This is a genomic window from Leucobacter sp. OH1287, from assembly GCF_003859945.1.
In the GTDB taxonomy this organism is placed as follows: Bacteria; Actinomycetota; Actinomycetes; order Actinomycetales; family Microbacteriaceae; genus Canibacter.
Map to the genome: position 1 here is coordinate 102,656 of NZ_RQYM01000002.1, position 22,950 is coordinate 125,605.

Annotated in this window: 17 protein-coding genes; 12 read left to right on the top strand and 5 right to left on the bottom strand. The window is 58.4% G+C overall.

Annotated features, from left to right (window positions below):
• Window positions 1-6: 6 nt before the first annotated feature.
• Window positions 7-1,344 carry an MFS transporter gene (locus tag EII30_RS01535; RefSeq protein WP_124885568.1) on the bottom strand — a complete coding sequence of 446 codons (1,338 nt, stop codon included), beginning with the start codon at window positions 1,342-1,344 and terminating at the stop codon, window positions 7-9.
• Window positions 1,345-1,495: 151 nt separating this feature from the next.
• Here EII30_RS01535 and EII30_RS01540 point away from each other — a divergent pair, with 151 nt between their 5' ends.
• Window positions 1,496-2,635 (top strand): helix-turn-helix domain-containing protein, encoded by a 1,140-nt coding sequence (locus EII30_RS01540; protein WP_124885569.1) that lies wholly within the window; start codon window positions 1,496-1,498, stop codon window positions 2,633-2,635.
• Between the two features lie 4 nt (window positions 2,636-2,639).
• Here EII30_RS01540 and EII30_RS01545 read toward each other — a convergent pair whose 3' ends face one another.
• The 3 genes from EII30_RS01545 to EII30_RS01555 are packed head-to-tail and all read right to left on the bottom strand — an operon-like array spanning window position 2,640 to window position 4,684.
• Entirely contained in the window at window positions 2,640-3,359 is a 720-nt protein-coding gene (locus EII30_RS01545) for an alpha/beta hydrolase (RefSeq protein WP_124885570.1), read from the bottom strand.
• Between the two features lie 33 nt (window positions 3,360-3,392).
• Window positions 3,393-3,842: a SprT-like domain-containing protein gene (locus tag EII30_RS01550; RefSeq protein ID WP_124885571.1), complete on the bottom strand. Its 450-nt coding sequence runs from the start codon at window positions 3,840-3,842 to the stop codon at window positions 3,393-3,395.
• Window positions 3,839-4,684, bottom strand: a complete 846-nt coding sequence (locus tag EII30_RS01555) for a spermidine synthase (protein WP_124885572.1) — start codon at window positions 4,682-4,684, stop codon at window positions 3,839-3,841. The genes EII30_RS01550 and EII30_RS01555 overlap by 4 nt, the downstream gene beginning before the upstream one ends.
• Before the next feature lie 191 nt (window positions 4,685-4,875).
• Between EII30_RS01555 and EII30_RS01560 the strand changes: the two genes are divergently transcribed.
• The 6 genes from EII30_RS01560 to EII30_RS01585 all read left to right on the top strand — a co-directional run bounded on the left by EII30_RS01560 (window position 4,876) and on the right by EII30_RS01585 (window position 15,502).
• The gene (locus EII30_RS01560; RefSeq protein ID WP_148090558.1) at window positions 4,876-5,193 is read left to right on the top strand and encodes a hypothetical protein; all 318 of its coding nucleotides are present in this window, start codon (window positions 4,876-4,878) and stop codon (window positions 5,191-5,193) included.
• A 232-nt stretch (window positions 5,194-5,425) separates the two neighbouring features.
• Window positions 5,426-8,917, top strand: a complete 3,492-nt coding sequence (locus EII30_RS01565; protein ID WP_124885574.1) for a DNA-directed RNA polymerase subunit beta — start codon at window positions 5,426-5,428, stop codon at window positions 8,915-8,917.
• A 45-nt stretch (window positions 8,918-8,962) separates the two neighbouring features.
• Entirely contained in the window at window positions 8,963-12,856 is a 3,894-nt protein-coding gene (locus EII30_RS01570; protein WP_124885575.1) for a DNA-directed RNA polymerase subunit beta', read from the top strand.
• A 287-nt stretch (window positions 12,857-13,143) separates the two neighbouring features.
• Window positions 13,144-14,283, top strand: a complete 1,140-nt coding sequence (locus EII30_RS01575; RefSeq protein ID WP_124885576.1) for a hypothetical protein — start codon at window positions 13,144-13,146, stop codon at window positions 14,281-14,283.
• A complete protein-coding gene (locus tag EII30_RS01580; RefSeq protein WP_124885577.1) occupies window positions 14,283-14,801 on the top strand; it encodes a hypothetical protein in 519 nt (172 codons plus the stop codon). The genes EII30_RS01575 and EII30_RS01580 overlap by 1 nt, the downstream gene beginning before the upstream one ends.
• Window positions 14,798-15,502, top strand: a complete 705-nt coding sequence (locus EII30_RS01585; RefSeq protein WP_233569235.1) for a spermidine/putrescine ABC transporter substrate-binding protein — start codon at window positions 14,798-14,800, stop codon at window positions 15,500-15,502. Before EII30_RS01580 ends, EII30_RS01585 begins: the two co-directional genes overlap by 4 nt.
• A 69-nt stretch (window positions 15,503-15,571) precedes the next feature.
• Here EII30_RS01585 and EII30_RS01590 read toward each other — a convergent pair whose 3' ends face one another.
• Complete coding sequence (locus EII30_RS01590; protein ID WP_124885578.1) at window positions 15,572-16,387, bottom strand: HAD hydrolase family protein; 816 nt, start codon at window positions 16,385-16,387, stop codon at window positions 15,572-15,574.
• A gap of 87 nt (window positions 16,388-16,474) precedes the next feature.
• Between EII30_RS01590 and EII30_RS01595 the strand changes: the two genes are divergently transcribed.
• From EII30_RS01595 to EII30_RS01615, 5 genes are all read left to right on the top strand, one after another.
• Window positions 16,475-17,314: a helix-turn-helix domain-containing protein gene (locus tag EII30_RS01595; RefSeq protein ID WP_158608624.1), complete on the top strand. Its 840-nt coding sequence runs from the start codon at window positions 16,475-16,477 to the stop codon at window positions 17,312-17,314.
• Between the two features lie 277 nt (window positions 17,315-17,591).
• Window positions 17,592-19,214, top strand: coding sequence for an ABC transporter substrate-binding protein (locus EII30_RS01600; RefSeq protein WP_199731537.1), 1,623 nt, complete (start codon window positions 17,592-17,594; stop codon window positions 19,212-19,214).
• Window positions 19,215-19,299: 85 nt separating this feature from the next.
• Window positions 19,300-20,226 (top strand): ABC transporter permease, encoded by a 927-nt coding sequence (locus EII30_RS01605; RefSeq protein WP_124885581.1) that lies wholly within the window; start codon window positions 19,300-19,302, stop codon window positions 20,224-20,226.
• Complete coding sequence (locus tag EII30_RS01610) at window positions 20,219-21,196, top strand: ABC transporter permease (protein WP_124885582.1); 978 nt, start codon at window positions 20,219-20,221, stop codon at window positions 21,194-21,196. The genes EII30_RS01605 and EII30_RS01610 overlap by 8 nt, the downstream gene beginning before the upstream one ends.
• Window positions 21,193-22,941 carry an ABC transporter ATP-binding protein gene (locus EII30_RS01615; protein ID WP_124885583.1) on the top strand — a complete coding sequence of 583 codons (1,749 nt, stop codon included), beginning with the start codon at window positions 21,193-21,195 and terminating at the stop codon, window positions 22,939-22,941. Before EII30_RS01610 ends, EII30_RS01615 begins: the two co-directional genes overlap by 4 nt.
• The last annotated feature ends 9 nt before the right edge of the window (window positions 22,942-22,950 follow it).

Below are 22,950 nucleotides of genomic sequence, written 5' to 3' on the forward strand. Positions count from 1 at the left end.
TGCTCGCTAGCTGGTCTGTTTGCCGACCGATTCAAGTGACTTCAGGCGGTTATCGCTGAGCAGGAACAGGGCGATCAGTGACAGCAGCGCTGCGAATCCGATATACCAGGCAACAGATGCGCTCTCACCGGTTAGTTCAAGCAGCCACACGGTTACGGCCGGGGTAATTGCAGAACCGAGCAGACCGGAGAGCATGTAAGCGACCGACAGGCCAGAGTAGCGGATCTTCGAACCAAACAGCTCGGCGAGGAAGGTCGCGATCGGGCCATAGTTTGCGCAGAACGCGATCATCATCAGCGAGTAGGCGACGAACACGAGAGCCGGGGTGCCGGTGTTGAGCAGCCAGAAGAAGGGGAACGCGAGCACAATCTCGGCGATAATACCAGCCGCGATAATCTTCTTGCGGCCGATCCGGTCCGACAGCTTGCCAAATAGCGGGATCGCAAACAGCGCGATTACACACGCGGTCAAAACCGCCCACAGCATCAGATCCTTGCTGTAACCAATCTCGTCGGTGCCGTAGGCGACACCGGAGGCAACCAGCAGGGTGAAGGTGGATCCGGTCGACAGGGTTGCAACGCCGCCGAGCAGCACCTGCTTCCAATAGTGGCGGATCAGGTAGGCAAACGGCAGTTTAGCTTTGGCGCCCTCGTCACGCACCTGCTTGAAGCTTGGGGTTTCCTCCATCGTCACACGGATGTAAATACCGACGGCGACGAGCAGCGCAGACAGCAGGAACGGGATCCGCCAACCCCAGCTGAGCAGCGCCTCATCGGAGACGCTGCCGATAATAATCAGGAACGCCAGGTTCGCGATCAGTGTGCCGGCGGGCACACCAACCTGCACGAGTGAGCCATACCAGCCGCGCTTGTGGGCGGGGGAGTGTTCAACGGTCATCAGCACCGCGCCACCCCACTCGCCGCCGAGCGCGAGACCCTGAATCAGGCGCAGCGCCAGCAGAATCAGCGGGGCTGCAATACCGATTGCGTAGTAGTCGGGCACGAGGCCGATGCCGACCGTGGCGCCGCCCATCATCAGCAGTGAGATGAGCAGCATTGATTTGCGGCCCAGTTTGTCGCCGAAGTGGCCGAAAATAACCGCGCCAACAATGCGGGCAACATAGGCGGACGCGAAGGTGAGGAAGGCGACGATTGTGCCAACCGCGGGCGGCAGTTCCGGGAAGAACACCCGGTTGAAAACGAGCGCGGACGCGGTGCCGTAAAGAAACAGGTCATACCATTCAACGGTTGTGCCGATAACGCTGGCAATCGCGATTTTCCGCATTTTGCTCTGGTCGAGCGCTGCACCCTGATTCGGCGCTTTTGCCGAGGCTGGTGATGTCATAAGTTACCTCCGTGGTCAAACTTTCTCCTATAAGTATCAATAATTACGTGCTCATCGGTGTTAAGTGTTTGCACACGATCTCTTGGAAGTGTTGTGCAAATGCCTAATCGAAGAGCTGAAACAGCCCGGTTTTGGTGTGTAGTATTGCAGCATGGCACAAAACGCTAATTCAGATCAGTGTGTCTCTCCGCAGTGGCGCGAGGTGCTGCAGCAGCTGGCGGGCGATATTGACGAGCTGGTCGCCGACTTCAGCGGGCGGCTCAGCCAGCTAGAGGGCGGCTACAGCAGGGTCGACGACGCCGACATTCAGGCAACTGCACACAGCACCCTCAGCTACCTGCTCGCGCTCCTGATGGGCAATAAAATCCCCGATGAGCTAGTGGATCTGCCCAGACAAATCGGGATTAAAAGGGCGCGGCAAAGGGTCCCGCGTGAGCAGCTACTAGAGGCGGTACGGTTCGACTATCCGGTGCTGTGGGGCGGCCTGGTGAAACGGATCGGCAGCAGCAACCCGGCGCTGCTCGTGGCAAACGCCGAAAAGATTTTAGAGGCGGTGGAGGACTACGCGCAGCAGGTGCAGAAGGCGTTCCTCACCGAACAGGATACGCTGCGGGAGAATATGCAACGCAGTGAAACCCGAGCCCTGCTAACCCTGCTCGCAACCGAAGAACCCGAGAGCGCCGCCGCCGAGTTTGCGGAACAGCAACAGCTACCCCTTCACGGCAGCTACGAACTGATTGTCATCGGGCACGACTATGTGACAACGGCGCGCGCACGGATCCGCCCGCTGCAGCAAACCCGACAGCGGTTCATGCTCTGTGACTGGCGAGACGGTGTTGTGCTCGTGCGGCAGATACCCGCGAGCCAGCAGCAACCACACCTGCTCGCCGATGTTGGCGGGGTTTTAATCACCGACATTGCAGGCCTTGCCGGGCTGCCGCCGGCGGCAAAACTGGCGCGCTCGCTGATCCCGTTCGCAACCAGCCCGAAGCTCTGCACCGAACACGACCTGTGGCTGCAGGCGGCGGCCGGGGCCATCAACCAGCACACGCCCGGTGTTATCGGCAATGTGCTGCGCAGTCTCGAAAACCTGCCGGAGGGGGAGCGGACCAGGCTGCTTGAAACCTTCCTTCACTACTGTGAAACCGGGTCGGTGAAAGCTGTTGCCGCCGAATCATATGTGCACCGCAACACCGTGCTGAACCGGTTGCGCGCCTTCCGCGATCACACCGGCCTCGACCCGACCGTGCCGGTTGATGCGGCGAGGGCGTTGCTCAGTTTGAAGGGTTGAACGATTAAGCGCTGAGCACGTGCACCCGCAGGAACTCGTTGATGTCGGCGATCTCCTCACCGGAGATAGAGTGGCCGATCCCGGGGTATTCCCGCTTGGTGAGCTGCGTGTGCTGCGGAGCCCACTCGGCGGTGAGCTGCACCGCTGCCTCGCTGATGATCGGATCCGCCGCATCACGCCCCCAAAACAGTGGCTGTTTTAGCTCGGTGAGCTGCGCATCACCGTCAAAAGTACCGGGCGCAACAAATCCGGAGCAGTTAACACCGGCACTAAAAACCCCTGGGCGCAGCCGCAGCAGTGTGGTCACCATGACACCGCCCTGCGAGAACCCGAGCAGTGCCGTTTTCGTCACCACTGCGCCGACCGTTGCGAGCCGCCCCTGCAGGGCATCATGCCAGTCGAGCACAGCCTCCGCGGCTGTTGCTGCGCTGCCCTCCGCGGTTTCGGGGGTAACCCCGCCCGGCTGCAGCGACAGCGGGAACCACGAGTAGCCATCGTGTGGCTCGTAGGCGCGAAGGGGAGCGCGAAGGCTCGCGCAAACAAACTCGGCGGGCAGGTGCGGGGCAAGCTGAATCAGATCACCCTCGTGTGATCCAAGCCCGTGCATCAATACCAGCAGCGGCATCCCGGATGCCAGCGCTGTCAAGGCGTGCGGTTCGGATGCGGGTTTACCGGCAACAGCCCACTCGATAACTTCTGGATCGATCACTAGCGTGTCTGACATGATTCCCCTTAACTGTGTTCGGCGCTGCCTATTCTAGTGCTGCTGCCTCCAAATAATCAGGTGTTGCTCGTTAAATCCGGGCGCGCATCGGGTGCAGGAGCTTTGCCTGGTTGGGCGGCGGAAACGAAACACCTCGTGACCTGCCGGGCAGCTACCAATCCATTTCGCGTGCTCACCAGCTATCTCACCGCTGTGGGTGCGGCCGCCCACATAACCGATTGCCTCGCAAGCCTCCCGCCACAGTCGGCCGTGCCCGGCTTCGGGACCAGCGATCGCGTGCGCAACCTCGTGCAGCAGCGTCTGGTGAACATCGTCGTCACTCCACTTCGCCGCAAGATAGCGCGACACCGTGATCTGCTTCTGCACGAAACGGGTCGAGCCCGCACGGGTTTTCGCGCTGTCAAATCGGAAACTCCACGACTCATCGAGATACATGCGGATCAGCGCGTTCGCCCACACCTCAACCCTGGCTAGATCGCTCATCCAAACAGTCCCTCCGGGGGCTGCGGTGACGCGGTTGCGGTCTGATCGGTAACCGGTTTCGCCCCCGCGATGAACGCCGCCAGTTCTGCGTCAAGCAGCAGCCTGGCCGGGTGGGGTCCAGCGTTTAACGCGCGGGGGAGCATACTAAAGTCTCTGTCAGCGAGGGCTCCAACGAGCACCACATTGCCGAACCTGCGCCCCTTCAAAACCTGCGGCTCAGCTACCGCCGCCACTCTCGGCAGCATGCTCTGCAGCGTCGCCAGCTGGGATCTAACGAACCGCTGCCCCTGCCCATCCGCTGCGTTCACCACGATTAGTCCGGTCGGCGCTAGAAAAGGGAGCAGCGTTTCATAAAACTCGCGGCTGGTGACGTGCGCGGGAGTGCGAGCGCCGGCAAACACATCCACCACGATAATGTCTGCTTTACCGTGCAAACCGGCGGGCAGTTTCGCCGCCACCTCCCGGGCGTCACCCCGCCTGATACGAATATTTGCGCGCTGCGGCAGCGGATAGTGCGCCCGCACAAAATCCACCAGCTCACCGTTCAACTCGATCACCTGCTGCCCAGATCCCGGCCTGGTCGCCGCAATATAGCGCGGCAGAGTAAAAGCGCCGCCTCCCAGGTGGATCGCGCAAATCGGCTCCTCAGCAGGCGCGCAGGCATCAATCAGGTGCCCAATTCGGCGCATATAAGAGAAGAACAGCTGTGACGGATCCGCCGGGTTAATGTGCGATTGCGGTGTGCCGTTCAACAGCAACTGCACCGCGCCGAGATTGTACGGATCCGCCTCAAACGCGGCAACGGAACCGTCGGGCAGGGTTGTTTCGTGAAGCACTGTCATAATTCTGGTGAGCTTTGGTTGGTGGGCGGATCGGGTTGCGAACTGGTCTGCGAGGTTTATGCCTCCAGCAGTAATCGTAGCCTGTTAAGCCCTGAAAAAGGTTTGACGCTGTTGCGGTTGCTGCTATAGCCGTGGTAACTTTTGCTATATAGATTTGGGCTGCATGTTGCCACAAACAAAGGGGTTAAGCGATGATTAGAAAAGCAGTTGCCTTGTCACTCGCAGGGGCTTTATTGGGAGTAAGTTCCCCGCTGGTTACCGGTGGTGCTGTGGCAGAAACAGAGTATGACGGTTTTGTGTATGTCTATGGAAAACACGAGGATGTGCTCAGTCCTGATGTTATCGCGGCGGTTGACCGGGAGTTGCGCGCGCTAGCGGGTAAGCAGAGCCCTGATCAGATCGCGAAACTGCTGGCAATGGAGAACACTGTGCAGTTGGTTGATGATCAGACACTAGAGGTTGTGGCGGCGGTTAATGTGCGCTTCCACAGTATCTTTAAGCAGCAGTAAGTATAGAGGGAGCGTTGCAGCGGTAGCAAAAACCCGACAGTTTTGCAAAAAGCTGCTTGCGCGGTGCTTGACAGGTAGTGTAAGCTAGGTAGTTGCACCTCGTGACTTCAGTCTGCCTTCATATAGCGGTCGGTGGTTCAGTAAAACAGACATTACAAGAGTCTTAGCCGCGGGGTAAAAATCGCAAGACTCAACAAATCTACCCGGTAACGGGTCGACGGAGGTAGGTTCATTGGCTGCTGCGAATAACGCACCCAAAACTCCCAAGAACGGCCGCGCCCACCAGCGCGTCTCGTTCGCTAAAATCTCAGACACTATTGAGGTTCCTGATCTGCTCGCGCTGCAGACAGAGAGCTTTGACTGGCTGGTTGGTGACGACGCTTGGAAAGAGCGGCTAGCCGAGGCCGAGGCAGCTGGTCGCACAGACGTGCCAACTGTTAGCGGTCTTGAAGAGGTCTTCACCGAGATCTCTCCGATCGAAGATAACAGCCAGACCATGGAGCTCTCGTTCGAGAACCCAATTCTTGACGAGCAGAAATACACCATTGAAGAGTGTAAAGAGCGTGGCAAAACATACGCTGCTCCGCTCTATGTAGAGGCATCCTTCTACAACAAAGAAACTGACGTGCTGAAGAGCCAGACGGTCTACATGGGTGACTTCCCGATTATGACCGACAAGGGTACCTTCATTATTAACGGCACCGAGCGTGTTATCGTTTCGCAGCTGGTTCGTTCACCGGGCGTCTACTTTGAACGCACCCCTGAGAAGAACAGCGACAAGGACGTGTTCACCGCTCGCGTGATCCCTAGCCGTGGCGCCTGGCTGGAGTTCGAGATCGACAAGCGTGACCAGGTTGCTGTGCGTATTGACCGCAAGCGTAAGCAGTCTGTGACCGTGTTCCTGAAGGCTCTCGGCCTCACCCACGATGAGATCGCCGAAGAGTTCAACGGATATGAGTCAATTGCGCTGACCCTTGAAAAAGACACCATCAGCTCTCAGGAAGAGGCGCTGAAAGACATCTACCGGAAGCAGCGTCCGGGTGAGCAGGTTGCGATTGAGGCAGCCCGCGCACTGCTCGACAACAGCTACTTCAAACCAAAGCGCTACGACCTGGCGAAGGTTGGTCGTTACAAGATCAACCGCAAGCTCGGCCTTGAACTGCCGATCGAACAGTCAACCCTGACCGTTGAAGACATCGTTGCAACCATCAAATACCTGGTTGCGCTGCACGCTGGCGACAAGAGTGTGCAGGGGATCCGCCGCGGTGAGATCGTGGAGATCCCACTCAGCACCGACGACATCGACCACTTCGGCAACCGCCGTATCCGCGCCGTTGGTGAGCTGATCCAAAACCAGGTTCGCACCGGTCTCAGCCGTATGGAGCGTGTTGTGCGCGAGCGCATGACAACCCAGGACATTGAGGCGATCACCCCGAACACCCTGATCAACACCAGGCCAGTGCTCGCGGCGATTAAAGAGTTCTTCGGTACCAGCCAGCTGTCACAGTTTATGGACCAGAACAACCCGCTCGCGGGTCTGACCAACAAGCGTCGTCTCTCCGCTCTCGGCCCGGGTGGTCTGAGCCGTGACCGTGCCGGCGTAGAGGTGCGAGACGTGCACCCTTCACACTACGGCAGAATGTGTCCAATTGAGACCCCTGAAGGTCCAAACATTGGTCTGATCGGTGCGCTCGCTACCTTCGCGCGCATCAACGCCTTCGGTTTCATCGAGACCCCGTACCGCAAGGTAGAAAACGGCAAAGTAACCGACCGTATCGACTACCTGACCGCGCACGAGGAGGACGAGTTCCTGATCGCGCAGGCCGGTGCCCGCATTAGCGAAACCGGTGAGTTCCTGCAGGAGAAAGTGCTCGCGCGTCCAAAGGGTTCAGAGGTTGTGCTGGTTGACGCAACCAGCGTTGACTACATCGACGTTTCACCGCGTCAGATGGTTTCGGTTGCTACCTCGCTCATTCCGTTCCTCGAGCACGACGATGCTAACCGTGCGCTGATGGGTGCGAACATGCAGCGTCAGGCGGTGCCTCTGCTGCAGGCAGAGAGCCCGTTGGTTGGAACCGGTATGGAAGGCTTCGCCGCAATCGACGCCGGTGACGTAATCGTCGCCGACGAGGCCGGTGTTGTTAGCTCGGTATCCGCTGATGTTGTCACCCTGCAGCTTGACGAGGGTGGCACCAAGAGCTACTACACCCGCAAGTTCGACCGCTCAAACCAGGGCACCAACTACAACCACCGCGTAATTGTGCGCGCCGGTGACCGGGTTGAGAAGGGCGAGGTTATTGCCGACGGCCCAGCAACCCAGAACGGTGAGCTCGCGCTCGGAAAGAACCTGCTCGTGGCGTTCATGCCGTGGGAAGGCCTCAACTACGAGGACGCGATCATCCTCAGCCAGAACCTGGTAAAGGACGACACCCTCTCCTCGATTCACATCGAAGAGTACGACGTGGACGCCCGCGACACCAAGCTCGGTAAAGAAGAGATCACCCGCGACCTGCCAAACGCTTCACAGGATTCGCTGAAGGATCTCGACGACCGCGGTATTGTTCGCATCGGCGCCGAGGTGCGCCCGGGTGACATTCTCGTTGGTAAGGTCACACCGAAGGGTGAGACCGAGCTCAGCGCTGAAGAGCGTCTGCTCCGCGCGATCTTCAACGAGAAGAGCCGCGAGGTGCGTGACACCTCCCTGAAGGTGCCACACGGTGTCTCCGGAACCGTTACCGCTGTGAAGGTGTTTGACGCAAGCGATGACAGCGATGACGAGCTCGGCTCAGGCGTAAACCAGCGCGTTGTTGTCTACATTGCCCAGAAGCGTAAGATCACCGAGGGTGACAAGCTCGCGGGCCGTCACGGCAACAAGGGTGTTATCTCCAAGATTCTCCCTGTTGAGGACATGCCATTCCTCGAGGACGGCACCCCGGTTGACGTGATCCTCAACCCGCTCGGTATTCCAGGCCGTATGAACTTCGGCCAGGTGCTTGAAACCCACCTCGGGTGGATCGCGAAACAGGGCTGGGATACAACCGGCGCCGCCGAGTGGGCTGCGAACCTGCCAGCAGACGCGCGTAGCGCAGCTCCGGGCACAAAGGTTGCAACACCCGTGTTTGACGGTGCAACAGAGGCCGAAATCTCTGGCCTGCTCGATTCAACACTGCCCAACCGTGACGGTGTGCGCATGATCGACTCAAGCGGTAAAACCCGCCTGTTCGACGGCCGCTCAGGTGAACCATTCCCGTACCCAATCTCGGTTGGTTACATGTACATCCTGAAGCTGCACCACCTCGTGGATGACAAGATCCACGCCCGGTCAACAGGCCCTTACTCAATGATTACGCAGCAGCCGCTGGGTGGTAAAGCCCAGTTCGGTGGCCAGCGTTTCGGTGAGATGGAGGTTTGGGCACTTGAGGCATACGGTGCGGCATACGCACTGCAAGAGCTGCTCACCGTCAAGTCTGACGACATTCTCGGCCGTGTGAAGGTTTATGAAGCGATTGTGCGCGGCGAGAACATTCCGGAGCCTGGTGTTCCCGAGTCGTTCCGCGTGCTGATGAAGGAAATGCAGTCTCTCTGCCTCAACGTCGAAGTGCTCGGCGCTGACGGTGAAGCAGTTGCTCTGCGTGACTCAGGAGAAGAAGCACAGCGCACAACCGAAGAGATGGGTATCAACATCTCAACCAGCTTTGAAACCTCGTCAGTAGACGAAATCTAAGCCGGTCCAGACAACAAAAATTTTGATCTTCAATTAGGAGAAACATTGCTCGAAGGAACTAGTTTCAATGAGCTCCAGATCCGTCTGGCCACCGCTGAGGATATTCGCAGCTGGTCATTCGGTGAGGTAAAGAAACCAGAAACCATCAACTACCGTACCCTCAAACCAGAGAAAGACGGCCTGTTTGGTGAGCAGATCTTCGGCCCAAGCCGAGACTGGGAGTGCGCCTGCGGTAAATACAAGCGAGTCCGCTACAAGGGCATTGTTTGTGAGCGCTGTGGCGTTGAGGTAACCAAGTCGAGCGTGCGTCGTGAGCGCATGGGGCACATTGAGCTTGCCGCACCAGTAACCCACATTTGGTATTTCAAGGGTGTGCCGAGCCGCCTCGGCTACCTGCTCGATCTCGCACCAAAAGACCTTGAGAAGGTCATCTACTTCGCCGCATACATGGTGATTGATGTGGACGAAGAGGGACGCCACGAGGATCTTGAGGAGCTCGAGCACGAGCTGCGTCTTGAAAAGCAGCAGCTTGAAACCGATCGTGACATCAGGATCGCCCGCCGCCAGGAGCAGCTAGAGGCTGACCTTGCGCGCATGGAGGAAGAGGGCGCAAAATCTGACCAGAAGAAGCGCACCAACACCGCCGCAGAAAAAGAGATTGAGCAGATCCGCCGCGACGTTGACACCGAGCTGGCGCTGATGGACGCTGCCTGGGAGCAGTTCCGTGAGCTCAAGGTTGGTGACCTGAAGCCAGAAGACGCAGTCTTTAACGAGCTGATGGATCGCTACGGCGACTACTTTGAGGCATTCATGGGTGCTGAGGCGATTAAGCGTCGCCTGCAGAGCCTCGACCTGAAAGCCGAGAGCGAAGACCTGCACCTGCAGATAGCCGAGGGTAAGGGCCAGAAAAAGATCCGCGCGATTAAGCGCCTGCGGGTTGTTAACAGCTTCCTGCAGACCGGTGCGAGCCCAGCCTCAATGGTGCTCGACGTTGTACCGGTGATCCCGCCAGAGCTGCGCCCAATGGTGCAGCTGGACGGTGGCCGCTTCGCAACCAGCGACCTCAACGACCTCTACCGCCGCGTTATCAACCGTAACAACCGTCTCCGCCGCCTGCTCGACATTGGCGCGCCAGAGATGATCGTTAACAACGAGAAGCGGATGCTGCAGGAAGCGGTTGACGCGCTGTTCGATAACGGACGCCGCGGCCGCCCAGTTACCGGAACCGGCAACCGTGCCCTCAAGTCACTGAGCGATATGCTCAAGGGTAAGCAGGGTCGTTTCCGTCAGAACCTGCTCGGTAAGCGTGTAGACTACTCTGGCCGTTCGGTTATTGTGGTCGGTCCGCAGCTGAAACTGCACCAGTGTGGTCTGCCAAAGCAGATGGCGTTGGAGCTCTTTAAGCCGTTCGTGATCAAGCGTCTTATCGACCTGTCACACGCACAAAACATCAAGGCTGCAAAGCGTATGGTTGAGCGCGCCCGTCCAGAGGTTTGGGACGTGCTCGAAGAGATCATCCGCGAGCGCCCAGTGCTGCTCAACCGTGCACCAACCCTGCACCGCCTGGGTATTCAGGCGTTTGAGCCGCAGCTCGTTGAGGGTAAAGCGATCCAGCTGCACCCGCTCGTGTGTGCCGCGTTCAACGCTGACTTCGACGGTGACCAGATGGCTGTGCACCTGCCGCTGTCTGTTGAGGCGCAGGCTGAGGCGCGCATGCTGATGCTCGCGTCAAACAACATCCTGAAGCCGTCAGACGGTCGCCCGGTAACCCTGCCAGCGCAGGATATGATTATCGGCCTGCACCACCTGACCACCATCAAGCAGGGAGCTACCGGTGAGGGGCGGGCGTTTGGATCCGTCGCCGAGGCCATTCTCGCGTTCGACCAGGGCACCCTGGATCTCGGTGCGCTCGTGAAGATCCGCTTCCCGCAGCACACCGATTCACAGGGTGAGCACCACGACAAGCCGGTGCTGGTTGAGACCACACTCGGTCGCGCTATCTTCAACGAGGCGCTGCCAGAGGACTACCCTTACTTCGATAAGGTTGCAGACAAGGGAGCTCTCTCCGGTCTGGTTAACGACCTCGCTGAGCGGTACCCGAAGGTTGAGGTTGCTGCTGCGCTCGACAACATCAAAGACGCCGGATTCTACTGGGCAAGCCGCTCAGGTGTTACCGTTGCGCTCTCTGACGTGCTTACCCCAGCAAACAAGGGCGAGATTATCGCGCAGCACGAGAAGCAGGCGCAGGCGGTGCAGAAGAAGTTCGACAAGGGTCTGATCACCGATGACGAGCGTCGTCGTGAACTGGTTGAGATCTGGACCGAAGCAACCGAGGAGGTTGCTGAGGCGATGCGCGAAACCTACCCAGAGGACAACACCATCTACCGCATGGTTTCCTCCGGTGCTCGTGGTAACTGGCTGCAGATCCGGAACATTTCCGCGATCCGTGGTCTGGTGAACGACACCAAGGGCGCAACCATTGCGCGTCCGATCCTCAACTCATACCGTGAGGGTCTGTCAGTTGCCGAGTACTTCATCGCGACACACGGTGCGCGTAAGGGTCTCGCCGACACCGCGCTGCGTACCGCGGACTCTGGTTACCTGACCCGTCGTCTGGTGGACGTTTCACAGGACGTGATCATCCGCGAGGCAGACTGTGGCACCAAGCGTGGCCTCGACCTGGTTATCGCGGCACCCGACGAGAACGGTGTGCTCGTGCGTGACGAGGACGTGGAGAACAGCGTTTACGCTCGCACCCTCGCAGCCGACGTGGTTAACGAGGCAGGCGAGGTGCTGCTTGAGGCTGGATCAGACGTCGGTGACGTAGCGATCAACAAGCTGATCAACGCCGGTGTTACCGAGCTGAAGGTGCGCTCCGTGCTCACCTGTGAGTCAGCGGTTGGTGTTTGCGCCGCCTGCTACGGTCGCTCACTGGCAACCGGTCAGCGCGTAGACATTGGTGAGGCAGTCGGTATTATCGCCGCGCAGTCGATTGGTGAGCCGGGAACCCAGCTGACCATGCGTACCTTCCACACCGGTGGTTCTGCGTCAGCGGACGACATCACCCAGGGTCTGCCACGTGTGCAGGAGCTGTTTGAGGCGCGTACCCCGAAGGGTGCTTCACCGATTGCTGAGGCCGCAGGCCGCATCACAATCGAGGACACCGACAAGGGTCGCCGCATCACCCTCACCCCAGACGACGGTGGTGAAGAGAAGGTTTACCCAGTGCTGATGCGTGCTCACCTGATTGTTGAAGACGGTGACCACGTTGAGCTCGGCCAGCCATTCATCCAGGGCACACTCGACCCGAAGGATGTGCTGCAGGTTGGTGCAACCGAGAACGGCAAGCACGTTCCGGGTGAGCGCGCGGTACAGAAGTACCTCGTGGGTGGTGTCCAGGGCGTTTACCGCTCACAGGGTGTGCCGATCCACGACAAGCACATCGAGGTTATTGTGCGGCAGATGCTGCGCAAGGTCACCGTTATCGACCACGGTGAGACCGAGTTGCTGCCGGGTGAGCTGGTGGATCGCGCCCGCTACCAGCGCATTAACCGCGAAGCGGTTGTTGCTGGTAAGCGCCCAGCAACCGCGCGTGCAGAGGTTATGGGTATCACCAAGGCGTCACTCGCAACCGAGTCATGGCTGAGTGCGGCCTCCTTCCAGGAGACAACCCGCGTCCTCACCCAGGCCGCAACAGAGGGTCTGAAAGATCCACTGATCGGTCTGAAAGAGAACGTTATCATCGGTAAGCTGATCCCAGCAGGAACCGGTCTCGACCGCTACCGCAAGGTTAAGGTTGAGCCAACCGAGGAAGCGAGCATCGAGCGCTACCCGAACCGGATTCTCGCCGGCGAAGCAACCTTTGACGAGAACGACTTCTCATTCGTCGACTTCGACAGCTACAACGCCGACGAGTTCGACCCGAGCGGAATCGAATAGCGGCGGCGACAGCGGCTAGCAGCAATTGACTAGTACGCTGAGCTAAGCAAAAACGGGGGTGGGTGCCTTAGGGCATCCGCCCCCGCTTTGTTTTCTGTGTGTGGTGTAGCAGCGGCCGCTTGTAAGAGGGGAGCTGCGGCATTAGACCGGCTCCGTTTGTCGGGGGTGCGGAGCCGCCAAAAACCTGGAAAACCGTTTAATTTCAACAAAAATCGGCGCGGTAGTGAGAGAATGGGCTTGCAGCTTGTTAGTTTCAAGAGGTAACTTTGCTCAGCTGAGAGGTGAAAATGACTGAACCACGCGAAAAAGAAACCCCGGGAGCAGCGCTGCCGGAGACAGAGGCCACACCCGAGGCGGTTGAAGCGGCGGTGTCACGAGCAAGTGACGAGTCACTAACCGCTGAACCGGTTGTGATTCCCGAGTTTTTGAGGTCGGAAGAGAAGAACGGCGCGGCCGCAGACGGTGCCGCCCGAGACGGCGTTGCTGATAGCGGTGACGCGGCAGACAGCGGTGCCCGAGATAGTGCTGCCCGTGACGGCGCAGCGCGTGATGCTGCTGCCCGTGACGGTGCCGACCTGAACGGTGATGGCCGCGACGGTGACGCCGAACTGCGCGAGGCCGATGCTGCCGGTGCTGGCGGATCTACCACCGCGGCAGCTGCGACCGCCGGAGTTGCTGCGGGAGCGGGGATCGGATCCGCCCGCGTAAACAGCGCGAAAGCAGCCTACACAGAGGTGAACACCGCAGAGGCCGATGAGCTCTACCGCAAACGTGCGGCCGAAACCTCAACCGAGCCATACACACCGGTGGACGCGGCCGCAGCGGCACACACCGGCGACGAAAACTTCGTCCGCATCGAGAAGGATCACCCGATGGCGGGCTTCTATGTGCAGGCGCCGATCGAACCTGACATGCGCGGCAACCGCCTCGCGGGCTTCTTTATTTCGCTGCTCGCAACCGTTGTGTTCGCGGGCGTTTACAGCGGTGCCTACGCGCTGCTGCAGCTGCTGTGGGTTGAGCCCGATAACCGTTTCTTTGCGGATGTGCTGCTGCCGTTCTTCGGTTCCGCCCAGTTCTATCTGCCGGTTGGCGTGTTTGCGCTGGCGCTGATTCTGCTGGTGCTGATCGTCGGCAAAGCGGGCTGGTGGGCTTATGTGCTCGGTGGTTTCCCAATCGCGGGCGCGGTGTGGATCGCGGCAACCCTCGGTTATGCGCTCTACACCGGTGAGCTGGCTGACGGCTTCAGCTGGCGCAGCCTCACCGAGATCGGTAGTCACGCCAGACTGATCCTCGCCGGAATTGTGGCGCGTGAGGTGGTTGTCTGGTTTGGTGCGTGGATCGGTGCGCGCGGCCGCCGTGTGAAGCTGAAGAACAAGCAGGCGATGGCTGACTACAACGAGGCGCTTGCAGAGACCAACGCAGCATAATGACCTCCCAGCCGACGCGTAAAATAACCCGCGAGTTTGCCGTTATTGTTTTGGCAATGCTGCTTGTCTCGCTGTTCGCGTTTATGCTGTTCGGCTGGGGACTGCTGTTCTGGTTTACCGACCAGTGGCCGGTGCCTGAATCACACCCGTACTGGCAGGGTCCGCTGCTGGTAATTATTGCGTTGATCGGGACCGCGATTCTGCTGTGGCGGGGTGTTATTAGTCTTTTGCGCGGTAATTTTGCGCCGCCGCTCGGCAGGGCGCTGGTGGTGTTCCTGCTGTGGTATCTGACCTGGTGTGTTGGCGGCACGATTATGAGCTTCGGGCTCGCAAACACCTGGTTTGGTTGGCACGCGCTCATCGCCGCCGCCGTTATGGCGACCGGGCCGATTCTCAGCTGGTATTTCCTGCTGCGGCAAATCTACGGCCGGAACGTGCGTCCGCGCTGGCTGTGGGAGAAACAGGCGGAGCGGGAGCGCGAGATTGACACGCTCAACCGGCTCTGGGAACAGTCATGACCGCGGGCGGTGGTGCGCAGCTGGGGCCGCAACAGCCCGACGGTGGCCGGGGTGGATCCACCTGGGACCCCTCATCGCAGGTTGCTAAGGGGGTTGAATCGTGGCGCCGGTGGGTTATGGGGTGGAAACCTGAGATGCACCGCACCCGTTCAAGCCTCTGTAAGCGCTGCACAGGATCGCCGCTGGTGAACGCTGCCGGATTCACCGCCGACACACCCCACCAGGTGAAACACGCGCTGGTGATTCGGATGCACCGGATTATAGACGCGCGCGTCGACGACTACACCGCGAAGCACCTGCACACGCTCCACGCGGAGCTGGAGGGGGAGAAGATTTGGCGGCAGCGGGGATATGATCCGCACGTTAATATCGCCCCGGAACTCGACGGTATGGACCTCGACCCGGAGCCGGAGAGCACAGCGCAGCCGTTCCTGTTCACGCTCGCTGAGCTGGCGGACCAGAGTGACGCCGCCCCGGCGCTCCCCAGGCCGCCCCTCACCGCGGCCGAAAAACAGCAGCTGCGGGCCGAAATCGCGGTCTCTGACCGGGTTGCGAACGAGGCGGGGCAGGCGGTTTGTTTTGAGCTGATTCGGCACAGTCTGGAGATTCGCGAGACGGTTGCCAGGTTTGTGCAGCCGCAGATTGAGGAGCTTCTGACCCGGCTCAGCAGTCAGCTGAGCATGCCCGACAGCGACGGCTAGGCCGCTGCCTCGGCTGCGGCGTCTCGCTCGTCTCTCTGGGCGCTTGGGTTAGATGGCTGGCCGGGGCTTTTACTCTGGCTCGGCGAGCAGTCTGGTGAGCAGCGCCGCGGTGTCCTGCCAGTTCTCAACGGCGATGCACCTGACACCCAGTTCCTTCACCGGGTAGTCGTTGCCCGCGGGATCTAGCCGATCCCCAATAAACAGCATCTCGCTCAGCGGAATATCAGTGTGAGCGGTGAGTTTCTTCATGCCGTAGGCTTTGTCGATGCCCTTGCGGGTGATATCGACCGAGGTGGATCCGCCACTTCGCACCTCCAGCTCCGGCAGCAGCAGCTGCACCGCCGCGGCAAGCTCGTTCTTCTTGGCGCCGGTTGGATCCCACGCCGCCTTCGCGGCGACCGGGGCTTCTTGGCCGAGAGCTGAGAAAGTGACCTGGCTGCCGCGATCCTCGAGGATATCGCCCCACGTCTCAGCCTCCCACAGTCCGAGCCGCTGCGCCTCACTCTTAAGCGCGGCAAGACTCTGCTCGCGCTCCTCGACGGTGAGCGTCTCACGGTAAACGGTCTGCCAGGCGCCGTCTGCCCGCCGCTCATAGTGGGTGCCGCAGGTCGGCAGAATGTGTAACCTGCTCAGCTGTTCCTCGGTCACGCCCGCGCCCGTTTGTGGATCCGCCTGCTCAGCTGCTTCGCCGGTTGCGGAAAGCGACTCTAGCGGGGTCAGCAGCTGGGTTTGAAACTGTGTGATATTGCCTCCCGAGATAACCGCAACCGAGGTCTTCGCTAACAACCGTGCGAGCAGTTCAAGAATCTCGCCCGGAACGGGCGATTTGGACGGGGCAAGGGTATCGTCGAGGTCAAAAGCGATGAGAGCGGGTAGTTTAGTCACCCAACCATTCTAGTTGTTCCTGTTTGAGATCGGGCTTCGTGTTATACGATAGAATTGCGTATACGCAAACGAATCGGGGTGAGGATAGTGGAAGCGGCAACAATTATTAAGTATGTCCGGTCACTGAGCGGAATCACGAGAAAAGAACTCGCGGCACTCGCGGGAGTATCGCCATCGACTGTTGGGCGGATCGAGCGGGGTGAGCTGGATCCCACCTGGGGTACGCTATCCCGAATTCTTGAGGCAACCGGGTATCAGATAAACGGTAACACCGTTGTTTCAGCGGGTGACCCGACAGCAATTATCGCGGCAAGAAAACTGCTGGAGTCGTCAGTTAACGCAACCGCGAGTCAGAATCAGTGCAAAGCCTCTGGCGCTAATGAGCTTGCTGAGCGCTGGGTGCAGCGTTGGCGGCGGGCTGGTTGGCTCACCCCTAAAGTGAGCGGATCCAGCTCTGAGCGTGGTGCCTCAAACGGAAAGCGGAGCCCTGAGCGGCTTATCATACTGGCAGTAAACGCAGGCAACGCTTCGAAGCTAACGCGGCGCAAGGTTGTTCGTCGAACAGTTGTTGCTCCGAATGGCTGGCAAAATCTGGTGAAACAAATCGGTGCAGCAGGTTTCGATTACGCTGTATCGGGAATGGCTGCGGCTCGTGAAGATCGAAGCGTCGTTTCAACGACGGATCCGGTGGTTTACGTTGATAATCCAGCAGAGGTAGCTGCTTGCCTCTCACTCGAGGAAGCATTGCCAGGCAGGGGAGTGCTGTTGATTTCGGCGAGCGGGGACGAACTTGTGGAGACCGAAGATTATGGCGGCATTCGCTATGTTTCGCGTTTGCAGGGAATCCTTGACGCTTTCGCTGGACCAGGGCGTGAACCGGATAAGGCTGAAGATGAGCTGCGCAGTCTGCTGGCGGTGAACTCATGAGTGAGTGCTTTAGGGATCGACCCAATGAGAGGTGGCGAGAGGATTTTGCAACGAGGCAAAAGCCCGGGGGTTCTATACAGTGTAACTATTTGATATCGATTTTTGTGTAAAAATAGCCCGTCATTTCAGGTTTTTGTGGATTTATTCGAGCAGGATAAGCCATTTTCGCTGCAAAGCGTCAAACTTTTCGGTAGTCTTATCTCATTGCAACGGATGCAATAAAACCGACATTGTTCATGCGGGGATGGCCCGGATGAATGTTAGGAGGAGATACTACGTGAAGAAATCTCGTATATACACAGGTCTGGTAGCGCTCAGCGCAGCAGGTGCACTGGTTCTGTCTGGTTGCTCTGCAAACGGCGGTGACAGCGGCGGTGACGCTAGCGCAAAGGGAGGCGTCGTCAGCGTCAACAGCGGTGAGCCGCAGCGTCCACTGATTCCGTCTGATACGGCTGAGGTAAACGGCGGCAAGATCATTGATCTCGTGTTCTCTGGTCTCGCTAGCTACGATGCTGAGGGTAAAACCCAGCTCGAGATGGCTGAGTCAATCGAGAGCGATGACAACAAGCTCTGGACCATCAAGATCAAGAAAGACATGAAGTTCAGCGATGGTACTCCGGTTAACGCCGACAGCTTCATCAACGCTTGGAGCTTCGGTGCTAACAAGGCGAACAACCATCTCGGATCTTACTTCTTCAGTGAGATTGTTGGTTTCAGCTTCACTGAGTCTGTTGAGAAGCTTGAGGGTCTGAAGAAGGTTGATGACCTCACCTTCACTGTAGAGCTCGTTGAGCCAGCAGCAGACTTCGGCACCCGTCTCGGCTACAGCGCATATGTGCCACTGCCAGAGGTTGCCTATGAGGACATCGAAGCTTTCGGTAAACTGCCAGTTGGCAACGGCCCATACAAGCTGGAGTCCGCAATCAACCCACAGTCCGGTGTAAAACTTGTGCCAAACGAGGAATACACCGGTGAAAAGAAGGTTGCAAACGCTGGCATCGACTTCAAGTTCTACGCTGACACCAAGGCTGCATACGCAGACCTGCTCTCAGGTAACCTTGACATCCTCGATGCAATCCCAAGCTCAGCGTTCGAGAACTACGAGTCTGACCTCGGCGATCGTGCTGTAAACCAGCCAGTTGCTGTGTTCCAGAGCTTCCTGATCCCAAGCTCACTCGAGGGCTTCTCAGGTGAAGAGGGTGCCCTCCGCCGTGCAGCTATCTCTCGGGCAATCGACCGTGACCAGATCACCGACAAGATCTTCAAGGGCACTCGCAGCCCTGCTAAGGACTTCACCTCACCAGTTATTGAAGGCTTCACCGCTGATATTCCTGGCAACGAGGTGCTGACCTTCGACAAGGACGAGGCTAAGAAGCTGTGGGAGCAGGCTAACGCTATGAACCCATGGCCAGCAGACCGCGAACTGAAGATCTCATACAACGCAGACGGTGACCACCAGGCATGGGTTGACGCTGTAGCAAACAGCATCAAGAACAACCTCGACATTAAAGCACTGGGTAACCCAGTTCCAACCTTTGAATCATTCCGTGAGCAGATCACCAACCGCACCATCGGAACCGCGTTCCGTACCGGTTGGCAGGCTGACTACCCAGGTCTGTTCAACTTCCTCGGTCCTATCTACGGCACCGGAGCTGGTTCAAACGATGGTGACTACTCAAACCCAGAGTTTGACAAGCTGATCCAGCAGGGTAACGCAGCACCATCTGCTGAAGAGGCTAATGAGTACTACGTGAAAGCTCAGGAGATCCTGTTCAAGGATCTGCCAGCTATTCCACTCTGGAACTCAAACGTGACAGGTGGATACGGCGACAAGGTTGACAACGTTGTATTCGGCTGGAACTCTGTTCCACTCCTTAACGAAGTCACCAAAAAGGGCTAGTTAGGCACTGATAATAGGCCCCCTCGCGTGGAGATACGCGGCGGGGCCTATTGTCAAGCCATCACATAACTCGCGAGGCTAACTAATGTTGAAATATATTCTGTTCCGTTTGCTGCAGGTGATCCCGGTGCTGCTCGGAACCACACTACTGATCTACTTCCTGGTGTTCTCTATGCCGGGTGACCCAGTGCTCGCCATGTTCGGAGACAAAACACCGTCCCCTGAGCAGGCTCAGGCACTTAGAGAACAGTACAACCTCGATAAGCCGTTCATTGTGCAGTACCTGATGTTCATGGGAGGGTTGCTAACAGGTGACCTCGGAACCAGCTTCAGCGGCGAAGAGGTGGTCGACATCCTGGCAAGAACATTCCCGGTAACCGCGATGCTCGCTGTGATGGCGATTGCTATCGAGTTCACACTTGCTGTTGTGTTCGGTCTGATCTCCGGTGTACGCAAGGGCAAGCTGTTTGATAACTTCAGCCTGATCCTTGGTCTTATCATTCTCAGCGTACCAGTCTTTGTTGTCGCCTTTATCGCACAGTTCACACTCGGCATTAAAGCGGGCATCTTCCCGGCAACGGTTGGCGGCAATGTGTCGTTCTATTCACTGCTGATGCCAGCGCTGGTTCTGGGCGTTTCACTGTTCCCAATCAGTATGCGACTGACCCGCGCGTCAACAATTGACACCCTCAATCAGGACTTTGTGAAGACCGCCTACTCGAAAGGACTCAGCCGCCGTCGTGTGCTGCCAGTACACGTGCTGCGTAACTCACTGATCCCAACCGTCACAAACTCCTCAGCAAACTTCGGCGTGCTGCTGGTTGGCGCGACGGTAACCGAGGGTATCTTCAACATCCCAGGTGTTGGTAACGAGCTGTTCCAGGCGATCCTCCGTGGTGAAAACTCTACGGTTGTGAGCTTCGTCACCGTGATGGTGCTGCTCTACCTGATTGTTAACTTGCTCGTGGACCTGCTCTACGCAGTGCTTGACCCAAGGATTCGATATGTCTAAGAAAGAGCAAACACACAATAATGAGACCCCGCTGTCACTCAGTGAGCACTATGTTGCCCCGTTTGAGGACACCGAGGTGCAGCCGATTGACGCGGTTAAGGTTGACGAAAAACCAAGCAACCTCTGGCTAGAGGCCTGGCGCGATATGCGCAAGCGGGTTATGTTCTGGATCGCGGCAGTGATTATCCTGCTGGTGTTGGTTGTGGCTCTCTTCCCACAGCTGTTTACAAAGCTGGATCCAATGTACTGCAACCTTGATTTCTCAAACGAGGGGCCAGACGCGAACAGTCTTTTAGGCTACACCGAGCAAGGCTGCGACATTTACGCGCACATTATCTACGGCACCTCAACCTCGGTTTCGGTTGGTATTATCGCCGTGCTCTTAACCTTCACGGTTGGCCTGATCTTTGGTGCTCTCGCGGGTTATTTTGGAGGCATCGTTGACGCGATCCTCTCACGCCTCGGAGACATCTTCTTCTCAATCCCATACATCCTTGCGGCGATTGTTGTGATGAGCGTGCTCGTTGAGCACCGCAACATCTGGGTTATCTCGCTGGCGATTGGTGGATTCGCGTGGCCAAGCACCGCTCGTATTCTGCGCGCCGAAATCCTTCGGGTGAAGAGTCAGGACTTTGTGACCGCTGCTGAGTCAATCGGTCTGTCGAAGTTCAAAACCCTGGTGAAGCACGTGCTGCCAAACGCTATTGCGCCGGTGATTGTTGTGACAACACTGTCGCTGGCTGGCGCAATCGTTGCCGAAGCAACCCTGTCGTTCCTCGGTGTGGGGCTGCCATCCGGTGAGTTCCTCAGCTGGGGTAACGACATCAACGCTGCGCAGGATCACCTCCGCAGCCGACCACAGAACCTGATCTACCCGTCGATTGCGCTGTCAATCACGGTGCTCGGGTTCATTATGATGGGCGAGGTAGTGCGTGACGCGCTTGATCCGAAAGCGAGGGCACGTCGATGAGCGTAACAGAAAGCAACAAAGTGACTAACGAATCAAAGCAGCGTGAGCCACTGCTCAGTGTGCGTGACCTGAAGGTGGCGTTTGGTAAGCCAAAGTCACCCAACGAGGTGCTGCACGGCATCAACTTCGATATCTACCCGGGTGAAACCGTTGCGATTGTGGGCGAGTCAGGCTCTGGCAAGTCAACAACCATGCACGCGGTTATCAACCTGCTGCCCGGGACCGGGCGGATCACAGACGGCTCTGTGAAGTGGAAGGGTCGCGAGCTTGTCGGCATCAACCGCAAAGACATGGAGAAGCTGCGCGGCCGTGAAATCGGTCTGGTGCCGCAGGATCCAATGTCGAACCTCAACCCGGTGTGGTCAATCGGCTTCCAGGTTGAGGAGGCGATCCGCGCCAACGGTATCGCGAGCGATAAAAAAGAGATTAAACAGCGTGCCGTAGAGGTGCTGCAGCAGGCCGGCCTGGCTGACGCGGAACGTCGCATGAAGCAGTTCCCGCACCAGTTCTCGGGCGGCATGAAGCAGCGTGCGCTGATCGGTATCGGCCTCTCTGCTGAGCCAGATCTGTTGATCGCTGACGAGCCAACCAGCGCGCTCGATGTCACCGTGCAGAAGGTGGTTCTCGACCACCTCGCAAAACTCACCGGTGAACTCGGCACAACCGTTGTGTTCATCACCCACGACCTGGGTCTCGCCGCTGAGCGCGCCGAGAAACTGATCGTGATGTACCGCGGCAATATTGTTGAGTCCGGGCCGAGCAAGGAAATCCTGCAGCGCCCACAGCACCCGTACACCAAGCGACTGGTTGCTGCGGCGCCAAGCCTCGCATCCAGGCGGATCCAGGCAACCGGCACACTCGGCAACACCCAGGCTGTAACCCTGCCGGGGATTGCCGCGCTGCACGCCTCCGAGAACGATAGCTCGGCAGACGGGCAGGTGTCGGCGGTGCCGGTTATCGAGGTGAAGGACCTGACAAAGCAGTATCGGATCCGCAAAGGCAATTTCGGGTCAGAGCTGTTTACCGCGGTTGATAGCGCAAACTTCAAGATTAACCGGGGTGAGACGCTCGCGCTCGTGGGTGAGTCCGGCTCGGGTAAGTCGACGATCGCGAAGATGGTGCTGCAGCTGGAGAAACCAACCAGTGGTTCGGTGCTGATCAACGGTAAGGACACAACCGGTATTTCAGGCCGTGAGCTGTTTGAGCTGCGGAGCACACTGCAGCCGGTGTTCCAGGATCCATACGGGTCGCTTGATCCGATGGTGAGCATCGGCAATATTATTGGTGAGCCGCTGAGCGTGCACGGCGTTGGTGACAGAACCAGCCGTCGCGAGCGGGTTTATGAGCTGCTCGACCAGGTTGCGCTGCCGCGCTCACTGGCGACACGTTACCCGAACGAGCTCTCCGGAGGACAGCGTCAGCGTGTTGCGGTCGCCCGCGGCCTCGCCCTGAAACCAGATATTCTGGTGCTCGATGAGGCGGTTTCGGCGCTTGACGTGCTGGTGCAGGCGCAGGTGCTGGATCTGCTCGCGCAGCTGCAGCACGAGCTCGGTCTGACATACCTGTTCATCACCCACGACCTCGCGGTTGTGCGGCTGATCGCCGACCAGGTGTGTGTTATGCAGCAGGGCAAAATCGTGGAGCAGGCGACAACCGATGAGGTGTTCGACAACCCGCAACACGATTACACCAAGAACCTGCTCGGCGCTATTCCGGGCGCAAACATCGAGCTCGGTGTGAAGTAACCGCCGCAG